Raw genomic sequence first — 25,198 nt, forward strand, 5'->3', positions numbered from 1 at the left:
CCGTGTGAAAAAGAGTCGTAGACAGAACAAAGGCAAAGCGCTTTTTGCGCTTGTTCCAAAGTCCAACCAGCAGGCAGCGGGCAGGTGACTCGAACAGTTCTACCAGCGGGAAGGTTGAAATAGTTATCGCTGAAAACAACATCTGCATCTGCCAGAGATACTTCCACGAGAAGAGCGAGAGACTGTGAGGTCAGGTCAATAAGTAATTGGCCGCCATCATTATGAAGTTTCGCGGTTACAGATGGTTCACTCAAAGATACATGTTTGATCGGAGCAAAGTTCGCAGTCTGGCGGGATATGAACTTGTCGTCCTTGCCAAAGTTCGGCGACGAAAACCGAGGCGCGGGTGTTTTCGTCTGAAATGCGATCGGAGAAATCAAACTCACAGATTTTCGCAGCAGCTTGCGGCGCGGCATAAACCGGCTCTTGTCCCGAAGTCAAAACATCTCCGGAAAGAGTCTCAAGCGACCAGCGCAGAGTTCCATCCCAAGATTCAAGTTTTTCATTGGTTACATAAACGCTCTGTTTGGGCGGCACATCTTCGATGGAAAGCATGAGCGGCGAGAAGAAGCGGCGCGTGGCGTAGTGCAGCGCCTTCCAACGTCCGAAGTAATCGAGGCTCGACCACGAAGCCACAGGCCAGCAATCGTTGAGCTGCCAATACAAAATTCCCGCAACGCGGTCTGGGTGGCGGCGCCAATGTTCCACACCGTAACGAATGCCTTCTGCCTGAAGCACCATGCTCAAATAAACAAGTGATTCAAAATCTTTGGGCAGGCGGAAGGTATCGAGCATCTGCCCGACCATCAGCGAATTTCCGCTCGCGTTTTTCTGATGCATCTCCATCACGTAAGAGGTCATGTTCCAATCGGATTCATCCGCATAAGTGCGGATGGTCGCCAGCGGCGGCAATGCTTGAAAACCAAACTCGCTCATGAAGCGTGGATACTGATCGCGATACGCGGTGAACGGCTTGCGCCCGTGCCACACATCCCAATAATGGGCATCACCTTGAAGCTGTCCGTTCGGGCTTTCAAACGGAGTATCAGAAGACGGCGAGCTGGGCCAATACGAATGATCGGCGTCTTCAGCCAAACACCACTCGGGCAGCGTGTGATGGAAGAACTGATCGTAGGCGGCTTTCAATCCCTGCAACTCAGGGTCTTTCCAATTCCAATCCACCCAGCCCCATTCCATTTCATTGTTGCCGCACCACAACGCAAGGCTGGCGCGATGGCGCAAACGGCGCACATTCTCAACCACTTCCACATTGAGGTTGTCAAGAAATTCCTGCGTGTCCAACGGGTAAATGCTGCACGAGAAAATAAATTCCTGCCAGACCAAAATTCCATAGCGGTCGCAGAGATCGTAAAAACGTTCTTCTTCATAAAAGCCGCCGCCCCACACACGCAGCATATTCTGGTGCGTCTCAACCGCCGAGCGAATCAGCCCTTCGAGGTACTCATCCGAAATGCGAGTGGGGAAAGAGTCAGCCGGAATCCAATTGGAACCTTTGGACATAATCGCAACATTATTGACCACAAACTCAAAAGATTTTCCCCATTGATCTAGCTGCTGACGCAATTCAATTGTGCGCAGGCCGATCTGGTAATTCCGTTTATCCAATTGTTTGATGTCTTTATCGATGAGGGATATTTCCACCTGATAAAGCGGCTGCGCTCCGTAGCCATTCGGCCACCAAAGCTGCGCCTCTTTTATCTGGACCTGTAAACTGGTCTCACCACCCTGGGCAATTTCTACGCTGGTTTCAAAAACCTTGCCATCCGGCGCAACAACGCGCATGGTCGCAGAACGGGGCGCATCATCCCAGCTTTGAACAGAGACGCGCGCTTCGACAGTCACCTGTCCATCCACATGATCCTGCCGCAGATGAACATCTGCAAAGCGTGCCGCGCTGTATCCTTCCAAGCGAATATCCTTCCAAACTCCAATTGGCGGAAGTTGTGGGCCCCAGTCCCAGCCAAACTGACAGGGAGCCTTGCGCAAATGCGGCCCGCCAATGATGGCCTTGAGACACCCGGCATGGGGCGAATGGCTTGCTTTTCGGCTGTGTATTTCACAGGCGAAGAAAAGGAGATGGTTAATTCGTTGGCGCCCTTTGCATTTAATAATGCTTTGACATCCCATTGATACTGACGAAACATATTGTCCGTGCGACCAAGTTCATGACCATTGAGGACAACTGTCGCCAGCGTGTCCAATCCGTCGCAAACCAGAAAAACTTTTTCTTCGGAAAGCAATTCATCGGTGCAACTGAAACTGGTGTTGTACACCCAATCCGATTCAGCGACCCATTGAACGCGCTTTTCATTATCCGCTACAAAAGGGTCAGGAATACGTCCGATTGCCAAAAGATCAGTGTGGACTCCGCCGGGAACGGTGGCAGGCAGCCATTCATTTGTCCCTGCTTGTTGAAATTGCCACTTGCCAGTCAAAGATTGAATGCTTATCATGTTATTTTCCTATGATCGGGATGATTAATTCTTTTCTACACTTTTTACAAGCCCGCATTGACATTAATCAAGTTGCTGCGGCTTCATTTTTATATTTGTTATAGAGCGTTTTCCAAAACCAGGCTGCCGACCTTCGCACTTCCCTCTTTGACAAGTGAAAGACAGACCATCCCCAAAACAGCCAATCCTGCCCACAGGGCAAACGGAGCGCCGGGCCATAACACAGCCAGGCTATTCCCAAGTGGAGGGGCGACAAAATTTCCAAGTCCGCTAATTGCCATCGTAAAACCGGTGGCTGTCCCGGCATAAACCGGCCCAACGCCATCCACTTCGATGACCATTGTCAAATAGATCGCCATGAAGGCATCGCGCACGAAACCAGCCATCAACACAGCCGCCCAGATCCAAACACCGCTGGCAAAGCTTAGCAACCCCGCGCCAAGCGCCACCATCAAAGCGGCGAGCAGGAGCAGATATTTGCGAGCATTGAGTTTGTCAGACCAGATCGCAACCGGCAGAACAAAGATCATGCTGATGGTATGGAAGGCGGAAAGCGCCCCATCCGCACGGACGGCTTCCCAGCCAATATCACGCAGGTAGGTCGGCAGATAACCAAGCACGCCTTGAATACAGCCGCCCACGCCAAATAAAGTAAAACCGAGCAGCCAGACATTTTTTAATTGGAGAACATGCGAAACCGCAGCCCGCATGGACATATTCTGACCGGCTGCATGATGATGTGAGGGAAGAGTCCGCACAAAAAACCAGGGAGCGCTGAATAATGCTCCAATGACTCCATAGGCAATCATCACATTTCGCCAGCCGCCCAACAGGGGAGAAAAGGTTGTGGCACTGAGCAGTGAACCAAGTAAAAAGCCGAGTGCCATACCCATTGAGATCAGTCCATTTGCCAGCCCCAACTGATGCGGTGGGAACCACTGCCCAACGATTTTGATGGTATTAATGGAAACAAAAGGGATAAGTGCACCCAGCAAAATTACAACAACACTTAATGAGAAAAAGTTATCCGTCAACCCGCGTGTCGCACCCAACAGTCCACCCAGTAAACTGCTTACGATCAACACCCGTTTTGGTCCGACTTTGTCACCGACCGCTCCGCTGATCAAACTGATAAAGATGGCTGGCAGAGATCCAATCCCCCAGACCATTCCAATTTGCACGAGATTCAAATGCAGATCCTGTGCGATCTCTTTGGCTAAAACAGACATGCCCATGGCAGGGATTGCCACCACGAACATGTTTGTCAGAATACTGAGAGTGAGGATGTACCACTTGTAACGATTTGGCTGGCCCGTCATGATTTCCTTTTTGGCTGCTTTCGCTGAATCAATATGACAGACCAAAGCCAAATGAATAGAGTGGATTTTCTGAATCGTATGGAACGTCCGCTTTTTGATTTCGAACAGCGTCCATTGAAGAGGGGAGTTCAAACGGCAGTTTGCCTTCGGGGCGGGCTTTGCCAAAGATGATATTCAATACAGCAGCATCACTGGCGCCATATTCGGCCAGAACTGCTTTTGCAGAGTGGTTGATCTCAGGAATGACCGCCGGGCGATCCAAATACAGAACCACAATGGTGGGTACCGTTCGTATCAGGTCGAGAATTTCAGTCTTCAGCGGTTCTTTGAAATCGAGGTCGCCATGATGGAAATCGCGAGCAAAGAGATTCTTCGTTTCCACCGGAACCCAGGGAGTGTCTAATCTTATGATGGCAAAATCTGCTTCTTCTGGAGTTGTCACAATTTCAGAATATTGAACTGCAACAGAGGGGTCTATATTCTTGACGAATATTTTTGGCTGACCTTTTAGAGGAAGAGTTTGACCTTCATTTTTTAGAAGGGTCATTGCTCTTTGCTGTGAAGCCAGACCAGCGGCAATGGACTCTGAACGCCCCAATACCTTTGGTACATCATCCTCGTTTACAAATGGATCATCGAATAAACCGAGCTCGAACTTTAAGCGCAGCAAGCGCCATACTGATTGATCGATTCTTGCTTCAGACAGGCGGCCTGCTTTTACCAATTCGACAACGTGCTCAGAACAGCTTTCTCCGCCAAATTGATCCACGCCGGCGTTCAGTGCTTTTTCAACTCTTTCAACCTGGGAAAGATGCTCAACACCCCATGCCCGCGCAGGCCAGATGGTATCGGGCATACGGACATCGGGATTAATCCCCAATCAGTGCAAACCACGCCGTCATATTGATATTTCTCGCGCAGCAAATTGGTGATAATGGTTTTGTTAAAAGACATCGCCACATTTTCATCTGTCTGATCGGTGGGGACGCCGTAATAAGGCATGATGGCGGCTGTCTTTGCTGCGAATGCAGCTTCAAAGGGGATCAGGTGATAGTCAAAGTTGTTACCCGGGTAGATCTGTCCCTTTTGAAATTCAAAATGCGGATCCAAGCCTTCATTTTGCGGGCCGCCGCCGGGGAAGTGTTTGGTCATGCAGGCTACACTATGGGAGCCGAGAGTCTCGCCTTGAAATCCTTCGATATACGCTTGAACTAAACGTGCGGTTAGCTGCGCATCTTCGCCAAACGTCCCACTGATACGGGGCCAGCGTGGTTCGGTTGCAAGATCAATTTGCGGGTGAAGAGAGATGCGTATCCCGACTGCGAGGTATTCCTTTCGGACGATATCCGCAAATCGTCTGACCAGTTCAATATCATCAATCGCCGCAAAGCCCAGAGTTTCGCACCATTGAGAAAAATCCACGGCGGCCATTGAAAAAATATTGCGAGTGAAATGATTGCGGGGGTCGGAGGCGATGGTGACAGGGATGCCGAGGCGGGTCTGTTCGGCAAAACGCTGGAGCTTGTTGTACCAACTTGCAACAATCTGTGCGCCCGGTATCTGCCAGAGATTGAAATGATTCATGTGCCGGTGCGTCATTTGCGTTACAGCCGCCTGTGCAAATCCCGGCGAATCAGGTTTATCTTCAATGGAGCTATCTTCATTGATGACAGCTCCATTGATAAATAATAAACCCGCTTTTTCTTCCAATGTCATTTGCTTTAGCAGGTCATTAACGCGGGCGTCAATCGGTTGCCGGGGATCTTCGTAGACATCCAATTTGCCGTTTTTGTTGAGGTCACGGAAACCAAAGCCATTCTCTGTTTGGAGCAAACGGGATTGCTCCAATGTGCTGTTTTGCATGTGTTTGCTCATCTTAACCGGTCGGAAATTATTATGTTGTGCAGCTTGAATCCAAACTCAACAGGAATACATTATACAGTTGAGAGATCCCATGCTTCATAGATCTTTGGAACATCATTGATCAAGCGTTGGGTATAAGGTTCTTTGGGCGTTAGAATCACAGCATCGGCCGATCCGCTTTCAACGAATTTTCCACGCTCCATAATATATACAGTGTCAGAAACATAATATGCCAAACCAATATCATGGGTGATGAAGATGGTGGTCATACCGGTTTCCTTGCTTAATTTCGTTAGATAATCAAGAATGGTTGCGCGTGAACTGGCATCGATCATTGAGGTGGGTTCATCGGCCAGCAGAACCTGCGGCTTTAGCAGAAAGATTCTGGCGATCATCAAACGCTGCATCTGTCCGCCGGAAAGTTCAAAAGGATATTTGTTGGTCAATTCCTCGAACTTTAGGTTCACAAAACTGCACGCCTCTATCATCAACTCCACTTTTTTTGCATGCGAAAATTTTCGACCGCCGCGCATGTGAATACAATCCAAAAGGACAGAATCAATCTTGTTAAATATGTTGTATGAAGAAAATGGATCTTGAAAGATCGCTTGAATGTTTTTCCAATACTCCCGTTTTTTCCTTTGAGTGCGGATATCAAGCTTCTTTCCCTGGAAGTAAATCTCACCCTCAGTGGAACTGATCAACCCCAGGAGCATCTTTGCCAAAGTTGTTTTCCCGCTGCCTGATTCTCCGACGATCGAGACAACTTCACCTTCATAGAAATTGAAATCGACATGATCCACAGCGACTGTTTTCTGGTTGCCAAACCCAAATACCTTGGTCAGCCCTGAACCGCTCAGGCAAGATTTTTTTTCAAGAGAACGGATTTCAGCCATTTTGATAAGCCTCTCTTAGTTTTTCTTCTGAAAAGATACAGCGATAAGCACGGCCGCCTTCAACCTCATTAAGATTGATGGAATGAGTCTTGCATTCAGGCTGAACGTATTTACAGCGTTCAGCAAACCGGCAGCCGGAAGGTGGATTTTTAAGATTAGGCGGTACTCCGGGGATGGCGGTCAGTTTGACATCCCGCAAGCCTTTTTCCGGCACAATGATCGAGCCCATCAAGCCTTTGGCGTATGGATGGATTGGATCAAACACAGTTTGTTTTGCGTTGCCATGTTCCACGATCTGCCCCGCGTACATGACCATAATGTCATCGGCCACGTTATAAAGGAGTGGGAGTTCGTGTGTGATGAAAATTAATGAACTGATCAAACCGGTTTCCATTAATTTTCGCAGCATCTTGATCACCATTTTCTGTGAAGTGACATCAAGCGCGGAGGAGGGCTCATCCGCAATCAGCACTTTGGGCAAAAGCAGAACAGAGATCGCAATCACCGTGCGCTGCTTCATGCCGCCCGAAAGTTCGACCGGATACTTTTGCAATACATCCGCTGATAAACCCAGGGTTTCGAATAATTTTCTGGCGCGGTCATAAATATCCTTCTTGGTGATGTAAAGTTCATGTTCCTTGATAACATCCTCTATAAAGTGGATGATCTTCCGGGTGGGGTTAAGGGCGTTCATCGCGGCTTGAGGAATATAGGCAATTTCCTTCCCCAGGATCGATTTGCGAACATCATTAGGATTCATCCCTGAAATATTACGCCCATCAATAATGATCTCTCCACTCGTATAGTGCAATGGAGCGAAGTAATATCCCATCAGACTAAGCGCCAGAGTCGATTTTCCGCATCCGGATTCGCCCGCGATTCCCAATGTTTTCCCTTCTTCAACTTTCAGAGAAACATGGTCAACCGCGTAAATATCTTCTCCAAACCGGGTAACATATTTTGTTGTAAGTTCCCTGACTTCTAACATTACATTTGACATTGCATTCACCTAGTCCCTCAACGCTGGATTGAATACCTGGTCAAGACCTGTATTCATCAAATTCATTGAAAACGAAACCATCGCAATTGTGACGAGCACGGGGATATACGCCCACCATTTTCCAGTCACATGTGCCGAATAAATCATCGCCCAATTCATCATCAACCCCAAAGTGGGTACTTCAGTAGTCTTTGGTCCCAGCCCAAGGATCGACAAACCAGCTTCAGCCAGAATACCGGAGGAGATCTGCAGAATCAGCGCCATAATGACATAAGAGGCGATATAAGGCAAAATATCCGCAAGGATGATATGAACGATGGAGTGTCCTGAAAGTTTCGACAAATTGACATGGTCGCGGTTGCGCAAAGAAACGACTTGCGACCGCACCGCTCTAGCAGTCCATACCCAGGAGGTAAACCCGATCACCACCGCGACTGTTATGGCTCCACGCTGCTCCTGCCCGATGCTGAATGAAATTAAGATCAACAAAACGAAACCGGGAATGACAGGTGAAAAGATTTGTGATGAACATAATGACGTCGTCCACCAAACCTCCGATATACCCAGCGAACAATCCCAGGGTCAAACCATTAATGTGGCGATGATCCCGGCAACAAATCCGATCTGTAACGATGTGCGGGTCGCCGAAACCAGTTCTGTCAGTATGTCCCGTCCAAAATTATCAGTTCCAAGCGGCAGAATCCGTATGCTCGAAACCTGGCCGATATTCACATAATCAGTTTGAACAATGGAGTTTGTTTCTTCCAACAGACCAGTTTCTGTGTTTTTTATCGCGATGATCACTCCTTCTGTTCCCAAAATTCCCTTGAGTGACTTATCGAGTCTGGCGTAATAATTTCGTTTTGCTGAGGTCATTCCCAGAGCCAGCTTGGAATCGTAGTTGTTCACCCATAATTCCATGAGTTTTGTATTGTCATGGATGTCGATCTCGTTTTCAGGGATGCCAAATGCAAGAAGCCAGTCCTTCATATCAAGGCGTTCCTGATCGCCCAATTTGCTGGCAATCCGCCTGGCGGCGGCATCATTCAGAGACAACGTATAGTGAGTGGAATTAATGCTGTCAAAAACATTCACGTAAATCCCGGGCTCAAAAAAAGTTCCCTGGCCGATGATCGCCAATGGCTCATCTTTTACGATCAACGGATAAATAATGACGGTCAGCAGCATTGTCATAAAGATGATGAAGCCAATCAGAAATTTAGGAGAGCGGAAAACTTGTTGAAGGGTGTTTTTCATAACAGCATCTCTCCTTAATCAGCCTGCGTTGCTTTAATGCGCGGATCGATAATTCCGTAAATAATTTCGATGATAAAGTTCGCGCTTAATACCATCAAGGTGATGATCAGTGTTACGCCGGAGATTAACGGATAATCCTGTCCTACAACGGCCTTCAGAATCGTATTGCCAAGACCAGGATAACTAAAGATAATCTCAGCCACCAGTGCGCCGCCGACCATGGTACCGATGGATAATGCCAAACCGGTCACCTGGGGAAGCATGGCATTTCTAAATACATATCCGACGATTTTTCGGTCATTGATTCCCAAAAAGCGGCTATATTTTACATAATCTGCATTCAGTTCATAAATAGACATGGAACGCATACCGATCGCCTGACCACCGATGGAAATCAACACGATCGACCAGAATGGCAATTGATAGTGGACGATCACTGACCAGACAAATGTCCAGCTCATATTCGGAATTTGGTCAAAACCATACCCGCCTGAAATTGGAAACCATTTTAATGTGGTCGCAAAGATAACCACCATGATGATAGCCATTCCAAATGCGGGGAAATTACTTACAAAAATACTTACGGGCATGATGACTTTGTCAAAGCCCCCTTTTAGATAAGCAGCTAGTGCACCGAGCGTGTTCCCGATCAGCCAGCCGACAATGATCGCCGGAAATTGGAGACACACTGTCCACCAGATGGACGATTTGATAATTTCTGCCACAGGTCTGGGATATTGACTAAACGATATCCCAAAATTCCCCTGCGACACATTTTTTACATAAAGAAAAAATTGTTCGAGCATGGGTTTGTTGGTGCCAAACAATTCCGAGTATTCCTGATAAATTTTAGCAACCCCGGTTTGACTGGTCATACCTGGGTTACTCTTTGTGTGATGACAGCCACGGGATCTCCCGGCATCATACGGGGCAAAATGAAATTCAACAGGAAAGCAAAAACGAAGGTAATTAAGAACCAACCCAACTTTCTGAGGAAATACTCCTGATATCCTTTCAACTTAACGCCTCCTCTCAAACATTAATGGCACTATAACAATACGGTAATAATTATTCCGCCGGGCCATATACAAAGGCCGTAGCTTCATACAGCACTCATGATTGTTAATAAACAGCCATGCCCCGGTTGGCGGAACATGGCTGTTTACTATAAATTATTCTTTACTTGACGAGTGTGAGGTTGTACAAACCTGCGATGCTGTAGCCATCGGTCAGGTCTAGGGGCGGGACGGGCGGATTGGTGCCATCATCGCCGCGTGGGAAGCCTGTCCAAACGCTCTCGTTCACAGCGTGGAACGATTGCGGGCGGTACATGAGTGTGAAGGAAGGAACATCGGTCAAATAGATCTTGACGAGTTCGGTATAGGCTGCTTTTAATTCAGCTTCATCAGTCATGCCGGGGATCGCCTGGATCAGAGCATCAGCATCCGGGTTGCTATATTGACCCCAGTTACCATTCCAGTTGCTTGCCTGTCCATTGAATTCAGAGCTGATCAAATGGCGAATACGTCCCCAAGGCTGGGTTGGGCCAGCACCGTCGCTCCACATCATGAAGATGTCGTAGCCGGCAGGAAGTGGCGCATCAGATTTGGTAACAACTGTCTGGTAAACGGACCATTCTGGGTAGTTGGTTGTGATGTCAATGCCGATTTCTTTTCCGGCGGCGGCAACTACTTCGATCGCGGCCTGCCAGTCAGACCAGCCATTGGGGCAGGTGGCTACGTAGGCGAGATTCTTGCCGTTGTATTCACGAATGCCATCACCATCAGAATCGACGATGCCAGCTTCGTCAAGAAGTGCATTTGCACCTTCGATGTCCTTACCCGCAAATTGCAGGTCTTTGACAGCGTCGTGATCGTACAGAGATTGTTCACCATCGGTCGGGTTCATCAGTGAGCGAGGAACCTGAGCAAAGGTAGCGGATTGATTGGTCATTGCGTTGGCAATGATTGTGTCATAGTCAACTGCCATGGCGATCGCCTTGCGAACTGCAACCTGATCCAAACCATTGGAGGTCAAGTTATAGAAAGCTGTTGGAAGGCTGGCGCCGAGACCGTAAGGAGCATCCGCGAGATATGTGGAGACAGGAAGGTTGTCTTTGATCCAAAGATCTTGAATATTGGCATTGAACTGCTGGCTGACATCAACTTCACCGGCCTTCAAAGCGGCAAAACCGGCATTGTTATCAGCAAAGATGGTGTGCGCAAGATATTTCGGCGCAGGCAGTTTACCCCACATGGAGGCATCCTGACCCCAGTATTCGTCATCACGAATAAGGACAACTTTTGTCTCATCAACGAAGAAATTGGTGTAAGGACCGGAGGCAACGAAATCTTCGGCTGGATCAGCTTTGAAAGCAGTTGCATCAGCAGAGCGCGCTTCCAATGTTTGTGTCCAAGCCTTCTGGATAACATAGTTGGAGCTCAAATAAGCAGAAACAACCAAAGGATTAACGGTTTTGCCTTCTGCATCCAACTTGGCCTTTACCAAAACGGTCTGAGCATCAACGGCTGTGATTGATTCAATGTAATCAATTGCGCCAACGCCGGCAGATGTCTCATATTTGACATTGGAATCCCAAGTATAAGCAACATCATCAGCGGTCACTGGGGTGCCATCGCTCCAATGTGCGGCTTCATTGATCTTGAATGTGATCTCAGTTTGAGTATCATTCCATGTATAAGGACCATCAGCAAGCAGAGGATAAACCTTGCCATCGATCATGTTATAAATGTAAGGGGTTTCAAAAACGGTAACGCGAGCATTGTCCTGTTGGGCGATTACCAATGCGTTATTGTTGTTGGAGGAATATGGATTCCAACCGGCAACGGGTCCCCACTGTTGTCCATTGAAATAAAGGGTTTCAGTGCGGGGCAAAGGATCGCCAGGCTTCAATTCAGCCGCGGGAGCTTCAGTTGCCATAGGGGCTTCGGTAGCAACAGCAGGGGCCTCAGTAGCAACAGCCGGAGCTTCGGTAGCAGCCGGGGCGCATGACGCGAGCAACATGCTCAACGCCACTAAAACTGATAGAACAAAAGATAAACGTTTCATCTTCTTCTTACTCCTTTTAGTTATGGTATATTACGGAGTTAGAAATCTGCTGACCTGTCACGGAGTGCAGACTTCCACTCAACGGCGTCCGGTATCCTTTGGATATCGGACGTCCTCTTTTCAGACGTTCGAAAGATTATTTCTATGTGTTTAATAAATTTGCCTAACACCTCCTTAAAATAAGATGTCCTGTATTTTTTGAAAAGGCACAAAGATCAACCGTGACTTTCCTCACTTCTCCCGTGTAGTCCGAAAATTTCTGGAACACGAGCTCAGCACAATAAAAGAATGCCGGATTTGTTTATCTAGTTCAACAAATCCCCTTTCATTCTCGGTAACGATACCGGAAATGAAAGAAAAAAATCCAGATCTACCCACTTAACAACTGGGCATCCTGGATCAATTTTTGACAAGAATTCCGTATAACCAACTTCGTCGGCATTTTATGAATTTCAAATTCGAGCGATTCACCATTGATCAATTTTATAAGCATTTGAACTGCAACATAACCCATCTCTGCAAGAAACTGATCAACTGTTGTAATCCCAAGGTGCTTGGCTTCTGAAATATTATCAAACCCAACAACAGACAAATCAGAAGGAACCAGCAACCCCAACTCTTCGGCAGCTTGAATTGCGCCAATCGCAGATTGATCATTGGCGGCAAATATTGCCGTTGGCGGATTACTCAATGTAAGCAACTGGCGGGCACACTTGTAGGCAGTTCTTTGAGTAAAATCGCCGGGAATAATAAGCTCTCCATCCAATTCAATACCAGCATTCGTCAACGCATCCTGATATCCTTTTAAGCGACGCTCCGCAGTCCCAGCATCTTGACGACCGCTAATAAAGCCAATACGGTGATGCCCCAAACCGATAAGATACTCCATCACCTCCAAAGAACCATGATAGTTCATACCCTGAACACATGGATAATTCGGATTAAATATATGCGGGTCTACAGCAACAATAGGCGAATTTGCAACAAATTCCGCCGACCCTGACGCCACAACAATCACACCATCAGTGACCGAATTACTTAAAAGAGAGACATAGTGTTGTTCGTGTAACGTTGCGCCATTCTTCTGAGCATCCCCTGTTGTATACGCCAACAGATCAAAAGTTGATTCTGCTATTGCCCGATTAATTCCCTTCATGATTTCAAAGGAATACAACCCAAAATCTGGAACCACAAGCCCGATCAGGTTCTTTTTACGGGTGCGCATACTTCGCGCAGCCAAATTTGATGTGTATCCCAACTTATTAATAATGGAAAGAATGCGAGTCTGAGTATCACTGGCAACATCAGTTTTCCCGTTTAAAACACGGGAAACCGTGGAAACCGAAACTCCTGCCGCCTTGGCAACATTTTGAATTGTGACTGCTCGCTTTTTATTTTTCATACTAAACTTCTGAAAAAAAGGATTTTACCGGTATTGATACCGGTAACGTTACCGACTTCTACATTATTGCACAGATTTTACAGACTGTCAACAAATTTTAAGGTTTGTCCATATCACCTTGTTTTAGTGACAATATACATGCCCCCTCGATGCGCTCACCCTCATCTTTCTGCCCGGGAAACTTACCCACTGATGAAAGACTATTAAGATAAGAAAAGCCAAGTCGCTTTTAAAAAGCACAATCGCTACATGCCATCCAATAATCTTCCAACACCCTGCCGATCTTCCAATTAATGACTTGAGCAGCATTAAGGTTTGCACATCCAACGAATTGGCTTAGCAATGAATAAGACAATTTTTTATTTCCCAGATTTTTCATCAAACACGCAGTCGCACGTTGCATCTCAGGCAGGAGCCAATAATAACGAGCACGGTCGCTCAAACTATATTTGCGTTTAAAAGCCTGCTCATGTTCTGAACCAAAATAATATTTTTTCCAATATTCCGGATAAGCAGTCATCACATCATCCAGCACTTGGACAATATTCGAGCGCGCATCTTTTGTAAACAATTCATCTTCCATCATCGCCAATGCAAAAACAGCTTCACGAAAAGCAAAGGTCAACCCTGGCCCAACCTTAAGAATTCCAAAGTGATCGCGCACCAGATTCTTCAACGCATCTCGCGTTTGATAATCAGTGGAATGCGCCTCATAGATCATCGGCTGACTTTCAATAAAATGCGATAACGCCTTCGCTTTTTCAGGCTGATATTCCAGCACGAAATCATCGCCGAATTCCACACCCGGCTGCACCACCACCGCAATGACTCTTTCCCACGCGGACTGTAATCCTTCTCGATAAAACGCTTCGCGCGTAATCTCAATCGTCTGATTCACATCTTCAACATTCGTTACGCTGACAGAGTCCTCGTGCGCCTGCGCCCCGCCCGGCACAGGGACTTCCGTACCAACGACATAACGCGGCAAAAGATTTCCCGCCCCAATGGCATTCTCTGCAACCTTTGCCAATTGCGCCGCACGTCTCGCAGAAACTTCCACATCCAGCAGACCTTGCGGATCGTCGCCAAGATTCATACTGCAATCCAGATGAATTTTGGAAAAACCCGCCTGCACATAATCCCTCATCATCACCGCGGATTTTTGCATCGCAGACTCGGCTGGTTCATTCTGCCAGACATTCGGTCCGAGATGATCGCCTCCCAAAATTATATTTTCAAACGGGAAGTTATTCTCTTCTGCAATTTTACTACTACCTCATTAAGATACATACTTCAAATCCTCTTCCAAAGTGGGCTGACCTTCCGTCCCGCCTGCTTTTTGCGTAGACATGGCTCCACAAACACAAGCCAGTCTTAACGTTTTTTCAATCGGCCAATTGTTGAGATAGCCATACATAAACCCGGAGTCGAAAGTATCACCCGCGCCAACAGTATCAACAACATGTACAGGAATCGATGAAGACTGCGTCAAGTTGTTTTGACTGCACGCCAGAGCCCCTTCCGCGCCCAGTTTGATAGCCGCGAGCTTGCTTTTATTGGCAAGCTGTCTCGCAGCAGATTCAACATCGGTTAATTTTGTAATAGACAATGCTTCAGTTTTGTTCGGGAGAAAAACATCTGTGGCTGAAAGTAATTCATCGAAGCCAACCCATTTTTCGGATGGGTCATAATTTGTATCAAGTGAAGTTGTTAATCCCAATGAATGCGCGCGCTGAAATAAAGCGGGCAGATCGGGTTGAAGTTTGGTCTGTAAAAAATAAGAAGCTACATGCACATGATGAGATCGGCGAAGCAAATCATCAGGGATGTCTGATGCCTGTAGATCAGCGATCAGGCCAAGGTGAGTCAGAATCGCGCGGTCTTCCTCCCGATTGAGAATCACACTGAGTCCGGTTTGTCCACCCGGGCGGACGAATCACATTGCTGACATCCACATTTCGTTTTTGCATTTCAGCGAGCATGAAACGGCCAAAGACATCGTCACCGCACACGCCAATAAAAGCAACTTTCAAACCAAGCCGCGCCGCGCCGCAGGCAAAGATCGCAGAAGACGAACCCACTGTGAGCGCGGCTGTATCAATTAACTTTTCAACTTGATTGAATTCAGGGTTTACATCGCCCCTTAAAATCAAGTCGGGATTAATTTCGCCAGCAACAAGAATATCAAACATGTTAATAATTTACATGCCAGCCAAAGGGAGCATCGGCGGTGTAGAAATCAGTATATGGTTTTGCGAGCGCGTGACACAATGATGTCAGGCGCGAGATTCGCGGACGCGCTGTGGTGCGCAAAAACTTGATGCGCTCATCGCCGTCCATCATGACGGCTTCCTTCCACACGGCGCGGCCCACGGCAATTCCGCTGGCGCCAGCGTTACAGGCAACAATAACCTGCTGGACGAAGATTTCATAATCGACTGCGGCGGATAAAAGAATCCACGGGATGGGAGATGCGGCGGAAATTTCTTCGCACGCGTCTTTCCATAACGTCTGGTTTGATTCAGTCACGTCGAGCGGGAACTCCGCTTTGAGAATATCCGCGCCCAATGGAGCCAGGCGTTTTGCAGTTTCGACCACTACATATCTTTTTTCTTCAGATGAAAGTTTTTTGCTTTCATCAAGTGAATAGGATAATGGTTCGAGCATAAGAACGAGATCGTGTTTATCACATTCGTTTGAGATGTTTTTTGTAAAGGCTTCGATCTCAGGTGCAGTCGGTGAATCAGGGTGATAGTAGACCAGTAACTTAATGGCCGATGCGCCCATGCGCTTGGCTTTCTCCACGCTCCAGCCGGGGATGATCTGCGCCTGACGCGCGGTTGCATCGCCCGTATAGCCCGTGGACTCAACTGCCACGACCAGCCCCACGTTGTTGGGAATGCTGCGCGCGGCAATGGCTTGCGCGGCAGAGACTTCGGGGTCGAGCAGAACGGCAGTAGCTCTCGAAGCCAGCGTGGATGTTACATCCAGTTTGAAGCGGGAGAGTTGTTCGTCACTGGCGAGCAAGGGATTTGCTTTGCGCAGGTTTTGACGATGGTCAAGTGCGAGCGCGGTGAATGTTCCGCGTTGAGAAGAGATTTGTTGAAGTCCACGTAGTTTTCCGATTGAGATAGGTTTCATAGGTTGGGTTCCAAGTTATAAGTTATACGCGTCTAACGTCAAACGTCGAAGGTCTGACGTTCGACGCGTAACGTTCGACGTGTAACGTATTTTTTTACGGGCAGTTCTGAATCCATGCGTCGAGATTTCGGTTCTTTAAGATGGTGCTGAAGTTTAGTTGTTTTGATTTTTCGCAAAAAGATTCAAAGTCGCCGCCAAGGTCGGTATATTCTGCGGCGAAGACTGGTTTGCTGGCGTTGATATATGGCTTCATGGTTTCTGCTTCATCGTAGAAAAAGTAATCTTCGGTGATGGCAAAATCATAAACATTCACAAGGTCTGCAACTTGATCGGATGCATTTTTCTGGCCGATGGCAAGTCCGCGCTGATGGGCTTCGTCTGCGAGCCAGAGGGCAAACTTTAGTTGATCTGCGTAAGTCAGCGGGAAGCCGGTGTCGTTGGTGTAGATTTCCATGTTGTCGGGTTCAACGGCGTCGAAACCTTTGGATTTGCACAGGTCGAGGCGGGCGCGCATGATCGGTGCAAGCTTATCGATCTCGCGGATGTCGAGCCATTTTTCACCGGGCCAGCCATCGTAATCATTGCCCAATACTTCGGGCGGAAATTGGTCTTTGTCTGGCCGCCAATCTTCCCATGAACCCACGCTCATATAGCAGATCACCTTGCGGCCTTTGGCATGTAATTCGTCAATTGTGGCTTGCGGAGCGTACAGGTCAATATCATAGACATCGGCTTCGATGGATGTGTCTACCTCTTCGCCGTTGATATGCCATTGCCAGGTGAGTCCCACTGTGGGATGCCACCAGCTTGTTTCAGGTGTCGGGTGTGGAGTGTCAGGTTGCGAGGTGGAAGGCATAAGGGTAGATTCTCTCGTAGAAACTGAAGCAGGTGTCGGGTCGTCGGATGCGGGTTTACATCCGAAAAGAAAAGAGGAAAGAAGAAAGATGAAAAGAAGTTTCTTAAACGACATGATGTTTGAATTGCGGCAGATAGTCTTTATGTTGCGCGAATAATTCGTTGGTCATCTGGCGAATTTCGGCAAGGGATAAGACAGCCGATGTGAGCGGATCGTGAGCGATGGCGCGATAGATCATGGTCGGGTCGCCTTCGATGGATGCAGTGATTGCCATTTCTTCGATGCCGCTGGAAAGGCTGGTGAGTAATGCGCATTCCGCGGGCAGCGCGCCGACGTGAATGGGATGGAAACCGGCTTTATCAACAACGACAGGCACTTCAACACATGCGCCTTGCGGAAGATTGGTGATGAGATTCGTGTTGCGGACGTTGCCGTTGAATTTGAACATCTCGCCGCCTTTGAGGGCATTGATGATGTATGCGGCATATTCATGTCCGCGCTGAAGGTCTTCTTCGGTTAATTTTTCAGCGAGGCGATCTTTGACTTGTGTCTGCCAGGTGGCTTCGTTGTGTTGATATTCTTTGAGAATGTAGGCATACTCGCCGGGATTCCAGCCAGTGCCGTCTTTGCAATATTTTTCGATCAGGTCGGGGCGTTTGCGGAACCACGGGTTGTATTCAGAGTTATGTCCGCTGGACTCGGTGACAAATTTTCCAAGCGCGAGATACATTTCATTGCGCACTTGTTCATGGTTATAAATTTGCGGGTTCTCTGTCACGGCTTTATGAATTAAAGGATACGCATCCTGACCGTTCCATTTGAAATCAAGATACCAAGCCTGATGATTAATTCCAGCGCACAGATAATCAATCTCGTTGAATGGCGCGCCGATCCACGCGGCAAGCATCATGGCTGTGCCTTGCACCGAATGACAAAGCCCGGTGACGGTAATAAAACTTTGGCGGTCAATCGCGGCACATAACATCGCCATTGGATTGGTGTAATTCAACAGCACCGCATTCGGGCAATATTTTTCCATGTCACGCACAATATCCATCATCGGGATTGATGGTGCGCAAAAAGCGGAAGATGCCGCTCGGTCCGCGCGTATCACCGACGTTAATATCGACGCCATATTTTTTGGGGATTTCAATATCGTGCCGCCAGACATCGGTGGAGCCGACAAGAATCGTAGTAAGAACAACGTCTGCACCTTTGAGCGCTTCGGCGCGATCAAGTGTCGCTTCAACCTTTGCGGGACGGTTGCCCGCCGCGATCAATTTTTCGACTCCCTTTTTGGCCCATTCGAGTCTTTCGGGGTGAATGTCCATCAATGAGATGGTTGCATCCTCCAAAAGCGGAAAAGTGAGAATGTCGCGCACAAGTTCGGATGTAAACCCGAGGCTGCCTGCGCCGATAAATGCAATTTTTGTCATGTCGTCTCCTGATCTTTTGTCAAAGTATCATTTTGTTTTTCGGCATAAACATCAGCCGTTATTTTCTGTTTATTAACTACCAGGGCAATCCACGTAAATCAATTTCACCTGAAGGCCACACCTCTGTCGAGAGCGGCAAAATCATCACGGAGGTTTTCAAAGAACGGCGTTCACCATTTTGAATGAAAAATAATTTATCGGCGATCAACTTCCAACCGGCACGTCCATAAAATGATCGGCGTTCATCTGCACAAACCAGCAAGCCAAAAGGAACTTTCATTTCTTCGCGCATGAATTTTTCTGCAACATTCAAGAGTGTGGATGAAAATCCGCGTTTTTGCCAACTGGGATGAGTCGCCACGCCGCCAACGCCCGCCACCCAAACAGGTTTTTTACCGACAAGGATCTCGCGTTTGAGCAAACCCAGCAAAGTCACGAGTTCATTGTCCACGCGGCCAAGTGCCATATACTCAATATGTGACGACCAGTCTATGCTGTTAAATTCAGGGTCGTCATGTTTTTCATCGGCAAAAGCGAGATGATCAAGTTGGTCAATTTGTTTATCCAACTCGGGAGATATTTTGTCGGTGGAGATAATTTCGATTTGCAAATCTTGTGTCATATTCTTCCTGTTATGGAGCAGGCTTTGAAAAGCCTGCTCCATATTTTATGTCATTCCATCTTGTTGCTTTTCTTACTGTTTTTCGTCCGCGCCTATATCAATGGACGTCCCCTGCACACGGAGCTGACCGTCAATATCGAAAGCACCAGCTTCGGGAATGGACTGTCCGGCATTGATAGCAGGCGAGCCAGCCTGCAGGTGCAAGTCACCTGTCGTAGCGTTGACAAATAGCGGATTAACGTTATTAAGTCCGTTTGCGTCGTTGCCTGTCCCTGCTTGATAAGCGGCGAACGTTGCATAGTTGACGTTCTTCCATTGCCAGGTTGTGCCGCCAAAGAACAGGTTGTTATTCATCACGTTGTTGGTCATAACCGGACTCCAACTTAGGATATATGGCAATCCGCTCTTGGCATAGAAGATGTTGTTCTTAATGATGTTGTTGCGTGTGTCAAACTGAACATATAACTCCGCACCCCACGCTGAAGCGATCGTGGCATTGTTATAGAGTGTATTGTTGGCGATCACGCAGTTTTCCGTTGAGCCTCGTCCTGTATCGTAACCGCCCATCGAAATTCCGGCATCCGTGTTGTTATAGATGAAGTTGTTTCGAATGGTAACAAAGCTGGTGGATTTTCCAGGCCATTCACTGGCAATTTCCACGCCGATGTTGCAGTTGTGCGCTTTATTGTATTCAATGGTGATGCGTGTGCCGCCGTCCACATAGATACAACCTGCCGAGCGCTCATTTCCGTAGGCGACATTTCCGGCGGAGTTAATGTTGTACACATCATTGTAGGCGATCAAACCATCACGCGCCTGATCGTTAGCCGGGGCTGTTCCTTCCGCACCAATGGCGTCAATGCCGATGTTGTTGACATCGTGAATGATGTTATTCGTCACCTGCCAGTTGGTCACGTTGCCATTGATCACCAACGCTTCAGAGGAACCAAGCTTCATACTATAGAGTTGATTTCCATCAATGATGATGTTGTCGAGCGAAGCTGTACCCGAAGTGCCATGCACGGCGATGCCATGCGCATCCGTTCCGCTCTTTGTTGTGCCATTATGCTCAATATTATGAAGTTTATTATTGCGGATTTCAATGTGATGTGAAGTTCCGGTAATGCGAATACCGATCGGCACACGATTCTTGGTGGAGGTCTTGTAATTTTGAATCTCAAATCCCTTGAACACAACATAGGATTTGTCCACGATAAAGATCATTCCATTATCAGCCGCAGGGATGGTAATGCCTGTGCCATCCAGGATCGGGGTCTCACCTGCATAGTTCTGGAAAGTAATGTACGCGCCTGCAGTGCCTGAAACATTCAAGGTCACTTTTTCATTATATGTTCCACCGCGCACACAGACAATATTTCCGGCAACTGCGGATGTTGCCGCTTTCTGCATGGTCTTCCAGGGTGTGCTAATGGAGGTGCCGTTATTTGTATCCAAACCGGTAGTTGCAACGAAATGAGTACAAGTGCCAGCTTGAGCAGTGGCTGTTGGTGGAACAGGTGTATTCGTGGGCGGAACGGAAGTGAATGTGGCAGTTGGTCCAACTTGCGTGAATGTCGCTGTGGGTGGAACAGAAGTGAATGTAGCAGTTGGCCCAACGGGAGTAAATGTCGCAGTTGGTGGAACAACTGACGGTGTAGCGGTTGATCCGCTGTTATACGTCAGCGTTACAGATTCAAAGTCAAGGTCCGCATTATCGGCAGTGTTGTTTGATTGCAATCGAATCCGAATCTGATTTGAAGCATTCACATAATTCGCCATCGTGCCGGTTGCATTAAAATGAAAAGTTTCCACGCGCTCCAACTTGAGCCGGTGTTCGTACCAAGGTTAACCCATGCAGATGTGTTCCAGTTATAAATTTTCCAGGTCCATGTTTGGGTGGCAGGTGCCGGGCCAAGAAAATTTGCCTTTACTTGAATTGCTGTAATGGATGCAGCCGGAATCGTACCGGGCACTGTATATACGCGATAGCCCGCGTACGTATTTGTACTGGGCGTGGTGAACTCCACATAGTTATTCCAATTGTTCTGCGAGCCAGATTGATCCTGCACAGTCAACGCCGTTACAGGTTGACCGCCATCACCACCGCTGGTCGTGGTGTAGGAAACCGGTAGAAGTGTGCTGGAGGCCGCCCAAGCTTGAGATGGCACGGCAAACAAACCAAACAGCAATGCCAAAATCGTGCATATCGAGAAAGCCAGATTACGTTTCATACCTTACTTACTCCTCTGGATTTTATAAGACCGCTGTGACATCGCGTTTCCGCATGCCAGACAGGGAACACAGCTGGTCAATGGGCGCACCCCGCCGCTCGCAACAACAAGGTAGATCATGGATTAATATCTTTTAGACGTACCTCCTTAACAGATCTGGATTTACGCAACAGCCCGGATTTCATTTATTTTTTTACGAGTCGAAACAAGCCCGAGCCTGTTCGCTGGATCTGATAGAGAACTGCCAACTCTGACGGACGCTCCGTGAAATAGATGGGGCGTGCATCAATATTGCCTGCAATATATGCCAGCGTGGACTCAGCCAACTCCCTGACACCTTCCTGTGGATACGTTTCATGGAAAGCCATTTCAGTACGTCCCTGCAAAACATGAGCCGCGTAATAAAAATTGTAGGCGGTGTCCCAATCTGTGAAAATGATGGCATTGTCTTCAATAGCATCAAGTACCTGCTCCGCTTCCATCAGACGCATTTCGGGAGATGTAAACAACATCGCTTCATAATCATCTGTAAACGGAGGAATGCGACTCTCCAAAGCAGAAAGTGTGTTTGGAAACAAAAACCACAGACTGGCAAGAATCAAAACTGCAACGAAACCAGCGGGGATAAATTTTGGAAGAATTGAAATGCTTGAGAGCGCTTCATTGATGGCGCTAAACCCCATCCCTACCGCAATCACAAAGATCAAAACAGCCGGAATATAAAAAACATAATAATCATACACATCATAGGAAACAGCAAAAAATAGAAAGGTAAAGAATGCAACCATCAATAAAACAGCCTCGCGCCAACGGGAAGTTAGATCCTTGCGTATAATAAAAAGTGAAACAATACCCGCCGCAGCAATAACCACCATCCATGAAACGCCGCTGAAAAACTCAAGCAGACGTTCCAAAATCAACTCATTGGAAACCGCAAAAAACTGTCCGCTAAATTGCGGAGGAAAATAAAGAAATGCAAGGCGCTCAAAAGGCGAATCAAAATCCGCAGGAGTCATACCCCATATACTCAGCGCGTGACGAACGACAGTGTTGTAGTAACTTGCAGAGGCATTGAGGTTATCAAGAAAGAGGAATGAGGAAAGAAAAATGGCAAATCCGAGGAGTGCGCCTGTTGCGCCAGCCTTTATATCTGCAAAATACTCTTTCTTCTTTCCTCTTTGATCACCTGATGAAAGTGGAAAGAAGAAAGAGAGGAGGAGATAAATAAAAATTGCGATCGCACTCAAGGCAACAGTTGTGTGGATTCCCAAACTTAATCCGCCAACGAGTCCCGCTGCAAAGAGCCAGCGCGGATCGTGAGACTCTTTCCACGCGAGCAGGGAATAGAAGATAAAAGCAAGACAAGCCGAGGAAACTGTGTAAATCTCGGCAATGGACGCATGTTTCCAAAATAATTCAGCGAATGCCAGAAAGAACACGCTTAACACCGCTGGAATTTGCAACGCTCCAAGTTTACGCAAAATAAGATATACCAAAGAAACTGTCAACGCGCCTGCAACAGCAGATAGTAAATTAACCCGATATGCAATGTCGCCGACAGGAAGGAATGTAAAAAGTTTTGCAAGAAGAATATAAACCGGATAGCCCGTTGGATGTCCAAGTCCTAAAGTAAAGGCGATCGTTTGAAATTCTGCCGAGTCACCATACAACAAGGACGGCGCAAGCGTGCGGAGATAGAGTGTCAATGACACACTAAAAATTAAAAACGCAGCGCCAGCCTCAAATCGTTTCATTTCAAAGTGTAAGTCTGCTTGCTGGTTGTAGATACAGCATTCCAATTTACATCAACCAACTGACAGACAAAATCAATGGCAGCAGGCTTCCCCAACCCTTCGCTATTGAAAAGCCATTGAGCCGAATTACCTGCATTGTCAAAAAGAATCTCATCATCGGTTGGAGTCCAAGTCCAATCACTGCCGCTGCCTGCGTATTGATTGAGCACGCCGTTCTCAAGTAAATAATCCGCGCCGATGCCATTCACCCCATATCCCGTGGATGAATTCTGATCGGTATCAAGAAAAGTTTGATAGCCGTTGTAATCTTCAGCCTTTCCGGCAAATGCAAATTTGATCGTTAGGAATGAAGCCTGATTCAAAATCTGTATTTCAGAAATCAAACTTAAGCCATCAACCACAGCATCAGGAGTGGATGTTGCAACGACTTCAACTGTTGGGACTTCGTCTAAAACAGGAGATGCGACATCTCTAACTGTTTGCGACTCAGCAGAGATGACCGTAAACTCTTTACCGCGTTCAGAATCACCGCCAGCTGATTCTGTTACGAGAATATTTCCCAGCGCGTTGAGGCCTGTCGCTTCGTCCCAGACATTTTCGTTGGCAAATTGAATCGAATAAAGCGGATTATCGCGCAAAGAGTCATATCCATCGGGAAGCCAGAGAGCGAGTTGATATTCACCATCTTTTGCATTGAATGGAATATGCAGCTTCGCGGTGAATGTAGTTGTGCCAGGTTCCCATTGGCGCGGATCAATGTCAAGTTTTACTTTGTAGGGTGAAACAGTATCTACACCTGTGAGGACGACATACAACTCACGCTCGTTGACAATGGATGCAAACCCTGTATTTTCCAGATTGACCGTAAGATTTAATACGCCGCCCGGAACAACCTGCTCATTAAAGTTCGCGGTGGTCAATGCGAGGCGATAGCCCATGCGATTGGATATTTCTTCGTAACAGCCGCCTTCTTCCCAGCTTCGTAAAATCCCCTTGTGATAGGCTTCATTGATGGCGGAGAAATGCAACATCTCCATTTCCTGTAAAGCAACCGCACATTCAGAGCGCGGCGGATTGGGCGCACAGGATTCTCCACTCATGGGGGTAAAGCGAGTCAACTCGGCGAGATAGGCCTGATCGCGTTCAATCGTAATTGTGCCGTCACGTTCGTATGTGCCCACATCTGTATTGCTTGAAAGGAAACAATCATTATGATGTGCAACGCGCGCGCTGACAGCATCTGCGGGGTTTGGATACATTTCAATGATATTGGCGGGATAACGAACTTGCACATAACGATTTGGAATGGCATCAACAAGCGCGTTAAGAATTTCGCGCTTGTCTGTGATATTGTCCAAGCCATTTGTGGAGGTGTGCCATTCGCCCCACGCGCCGATGAACCCCGCTTCAAGCCACGCGACCACATCTGTATTGTTTTGCAGGAGCGGAGTCAACTGCTCAATGTGACGCAGAATTTGCTCCTTGCTTGCATCTGGTTCGGTATCGGGATATGGTCCCAGATTATAGATAAAGCGGACAATGGCTTTGACTCCGCCATCGCGGATATCATCAAAGTTTACTTGTAAGCCATCCAGTACATCTTGTGGGATATCAGTCTCGCGCCAATTGTCGAAGTTAATGTTCAGATGAACAAGTGTGTTGCCGGTTGCACGCACAGGACTGAACCCTGCCGAACCGGGAAGCGCGTATGGGGTGAAGAATCCGCGCTCAGGGTTGAGGATGGATGCATCAGAGGCAGAATAAGCATGGGTCACAGGAGCAGGCTCGGGGGAGTCTGATGCGGGTTGACATCCAGTCAGGAAAGAGGAAAGAAGAAAGATGGAAAGAAGAAAGCGAGAATTGGAGTGTCGCATGATT

21 protein-coding genes and 3 pseudogenes are annotated in these 25,198 nt (G+C 47.5%); all 24 read right to left on the minus strand.

Features of this window, described 5'->3' with window-relative positions:
- Positions 1-254: glycoside hydrolase family 2 protein (locus IPL71_RS08510; RefSeq protein WP_345320704.1), on the minus strand; the 254-nt coding region annotated here is incomplete at its 3' end.
- Positions 247-1,929, minus strand: a complete 1,683-nt coding sequence (locus tag IPL71_RS08515) for a beta-mannosidase (RefSeq protein WP_345320706.1) — start codon at positions 1,927-1,929, stop codon at positions 247-249. The genes IPL71_RS08515 and IPL71_RS08510, both read right to left, overlap by 8 nt.
- Positions 1,930-2,057: 128 nt before the next feature.
- A pseudogene (locus IPL71_RS08520) lies at positions 2,058-2,474 on the minus strand (glycosyl hydrolase 2 galactose-binding domain-containing protein); the annotation flags it as partial.
- A gap of 98 nt (positions 2,475-2,572) precedes the next feature.
- The gene (locus IPL71_RS08525; protein ID WP_345320709.1) at positions 2,573-3,793 is read right to left on the minus strand and encodes an MFS transporter; all 1,221 of its coding nucleotides are present in this window, start codon (positions 3,791-3,793) and stop codon (positions 2,573-2,575) included.
- 28 nt (positions 3,794-3,821) lie between these two features.
- Positions 3,822-4,562 (minus strand): glycoside hydrolase family 3 C-terminal domain-containing protein, encoded by a 741-nt coding sequence (locus IPL71_RS08530; protein WP_345320710.1) that lies wholly within the window; start codon positions 4,560-4,562, stop codon positions 3,822-3,824.
- 8 nt (positions 4,563-4,570) lie between these two features.
- Positions 4,571-5,656: a glycoside hydrolase family 3 N-terminal domain-containing protein gene (locus IPL71_RS08535; protein WP_345320712.1), complete on the minus strand. Its 1,086-nt coding sequence runs from the start codon at positions 5,654-5,656 to the stop codon at positions 4,571-4,573.
- A gap of 71 nt (positions 5,657-5,727) precedes the next feature.
- Complete coding sequence (locus tag IPL71_RS08540; protein WP_345320714.1) at positions 5,728-6,552, minus strand: ABC transporter ATP-binding protein; 825 nt, start codon at positions 6,550-6,552, stop codon at positions 5,728-5,730.
- A complete protein-coding gene (locus tag IPL71_RS08545) occupies positions 6,545-7,552 on the minus strand; it encodes an ABC transporter ATP-binding protein (RefSeq protein WP_345320716.1) in 1,008 nt (335 codons plus the stop codon). Before IPL71_RS08545 ends, IPL71_RS08540 begins: the two co-directional genes overlap by 8 nt.
- A gap of 9 nt (positions 7,553-7,561) precedes the next feature.
- Positions 7,562-8,119: an ABC transporter permease gene (locus tag IPL71_RS08550; RefSeq protein WP_345321109.1), complete on the minus strand. Its 558-nt coding sequence runs from the start codon at positions 8,117-8,119 to the stop codon at positions 7,562-7,564.
- Positions 8,120-8,134: 15 nt separating this feature from the next.
- Positions 8,135-8,809, minus strand: coding sequence for a hypothetical protein (locus IPL71_RS08555; RefSeq protein ID WP_345320718.1), 675 nt, complete (start codon positions 8,807-8,809; stop codon positions 8,135-8,137).
- A 14-nt stretch (positions 8,810-8,823) separates the two neighbouring features.
- A pseudogene (locus tag IPL71_RS08560) lies at positions 8,824-9,827 on the minus strand (ABC transporter permease).
- 161 nt (positions 9,828-9,988) lie between these two features.
- Positions 9,989-11,878 (minus strand): ABC transporter substrate-binding protein, encoded by a 1,890-nt coding sequence (locus IPL71_RS08565; protein ID WP_345320720.1) that lies wholly within the window; start codon positions 11,876-11,878, stop codon positions 9,989-9,991.
- 370 nt (positions 11,879-12,248) lie between these two features.
- A complete protein-coding gene (locus IPL71_RS08570; RefSeq protein ID WP_345320722.1) occupies positions 12,249-13,280 on the minus strand; it encodes a LacI family DNA-binding transcriptional regulator in 1,032 nt (343 codons plus the stop codon).
- Positions 13,281-13,509: 229 nt separating this feature from the next.
- Positions 13,510-14,544, minus strand: a complete 1,035-nt coding sequence (locus tag IPL71_RS08575) for a class II D-tagatose-bisphosphate aldolase non-catalytic subunit (RefSeq protein WP_345321111.1) — start codon at positions 14,542-14,544, stop codon at positions 13,510-13,512.
- A 15-nt stretch (positions 14,545-14,559) separates the two neighbouring features.
- Positions 14,560-15,183 (minus strand): carbohydrate kinase family protein, encoded by a 624-nt coding sequence (locus IPL71_RS08580; RefSeq protein WP_345320724.1) that lies wholly within the window; start codon positions 15,181-15,183, stop codon positions 14,560-14,562.
- Complete coding sequence (locus tag IPL71_RS08585; protein WP_345320726.1) at positions 15,125-15,472, minus strand: carbohydrate kinase family protein; 348 nt, start codon at positions 15,470-15,472, stop codon at positions 15,125-15,127. Before IPL71_RS08585 ends, IPL71_RS08580 begins: the two co-directional genes overlap by 59 nt.
- A 1-nt stretch (position 15,473) precedes the next feature.
- Positions 15,474-16,421 (minus strand): tagatose 1,6-diphosphate aldolase, encoded by a 948-nt coding sequence (locus IPL71_RS08590; RefSeq protein ID WP_345320727.1) that lies wholly within the window; start codon positions 16,419-16,421, stop codon positions 15,474-15,476.
- Between the two features lie 94 nt (positions 16,422-16,515).
- Positions 16,516-17,277: an endo alpha-1,4 polygalactosaminidase gene (locus tag IPL71_RS08595; protein ID WP_345320728.1), complete on the minus strand. Its 762-nt coding sequence runs from the start codon at positions 17,275-17,277 to the stop codon at positions 16,516-16,518.
- A 103-nt stretch (positions 17,278-17,380) separates the two neighbouring features.
- Positions 17,381-18,713, minus strand: a pseudogene (gene melA / locus IPL71_RS08600) (alpha-galactosidase).
- Positions 18,714-18,789: 76 nt separating this feature from the next.
- Positions 18,790-19,335, minus strand: a complete 546-nt coding sequence (locus IPL71_RS08605) for a GNAT family N-acetyltransferase (protein ID WP_345320729.1) — start codon at positions 19,333-19,335, stop codon at positions 18,790-18,792.
- A gap of 72 nt (positions 19,336-19,407) precedes the next feature.
- The gene (locus IPL71_RS08610; RefSeq protein ID WP_345320730.1) at positions 19,408-21,147 is read right to left on the minus strand and encodes a right-handed parallel beta-helix repeat-containing protein; all 1,740 of its coding nucleotides are present in this window, start codon (positions 21,145-21,147) and stop codon (positions 19,408-19,410) included.
- Complete coding sequence (locus tag IPL71_RS08615; protein ID WP_345320731.1) at positions 21,099-21,566, minus strand: hypothetical protein; 468 nt, start codon at positions 21,564-21,566, stop codon at positions 21,099-21,101. Before IPL71_RS08615 ends, IPL71_RS08610 begins: the two co-directional genes overlap by 49 nt.
- Before the next feature lie 185 nt (positions 21,567-21,751).
- Entirely contained in the window at positions 21,752-23,320 is a 1,569-nt protein-coding gene (locus tag IPL71_RS08620; RefSeq protein WP_345320732.1) for a glycosyltransferase family 117 protein, read from the minus strand.
- Positions 23,317-25,194, minus strand: a complete 1,878-nt coding sequence (locus IPL71_RS08625; RefSeq protein WP_345320734.1) for a DUF4832 domain-containing protein — start codon at positions 25,192-25,194, stop codon at positions 23,317-23,319. Before IPL71_RS08625 ends, IPL71_RS08620 begins: the two co-directional genes overlap by 4 nt.
- Positions 25,195-25,198: the final 4 nt, after the last annotated feature.

It is taken from the genome of Candidatus Villigracilis proximus (genome assembly GCF_016717045.1).
GTDB lineage: Bacteria > Chloroflexota > Anaerolineae > Anaerolineales > Villigracilaceae > Villigracilis > Villigracilis proximus.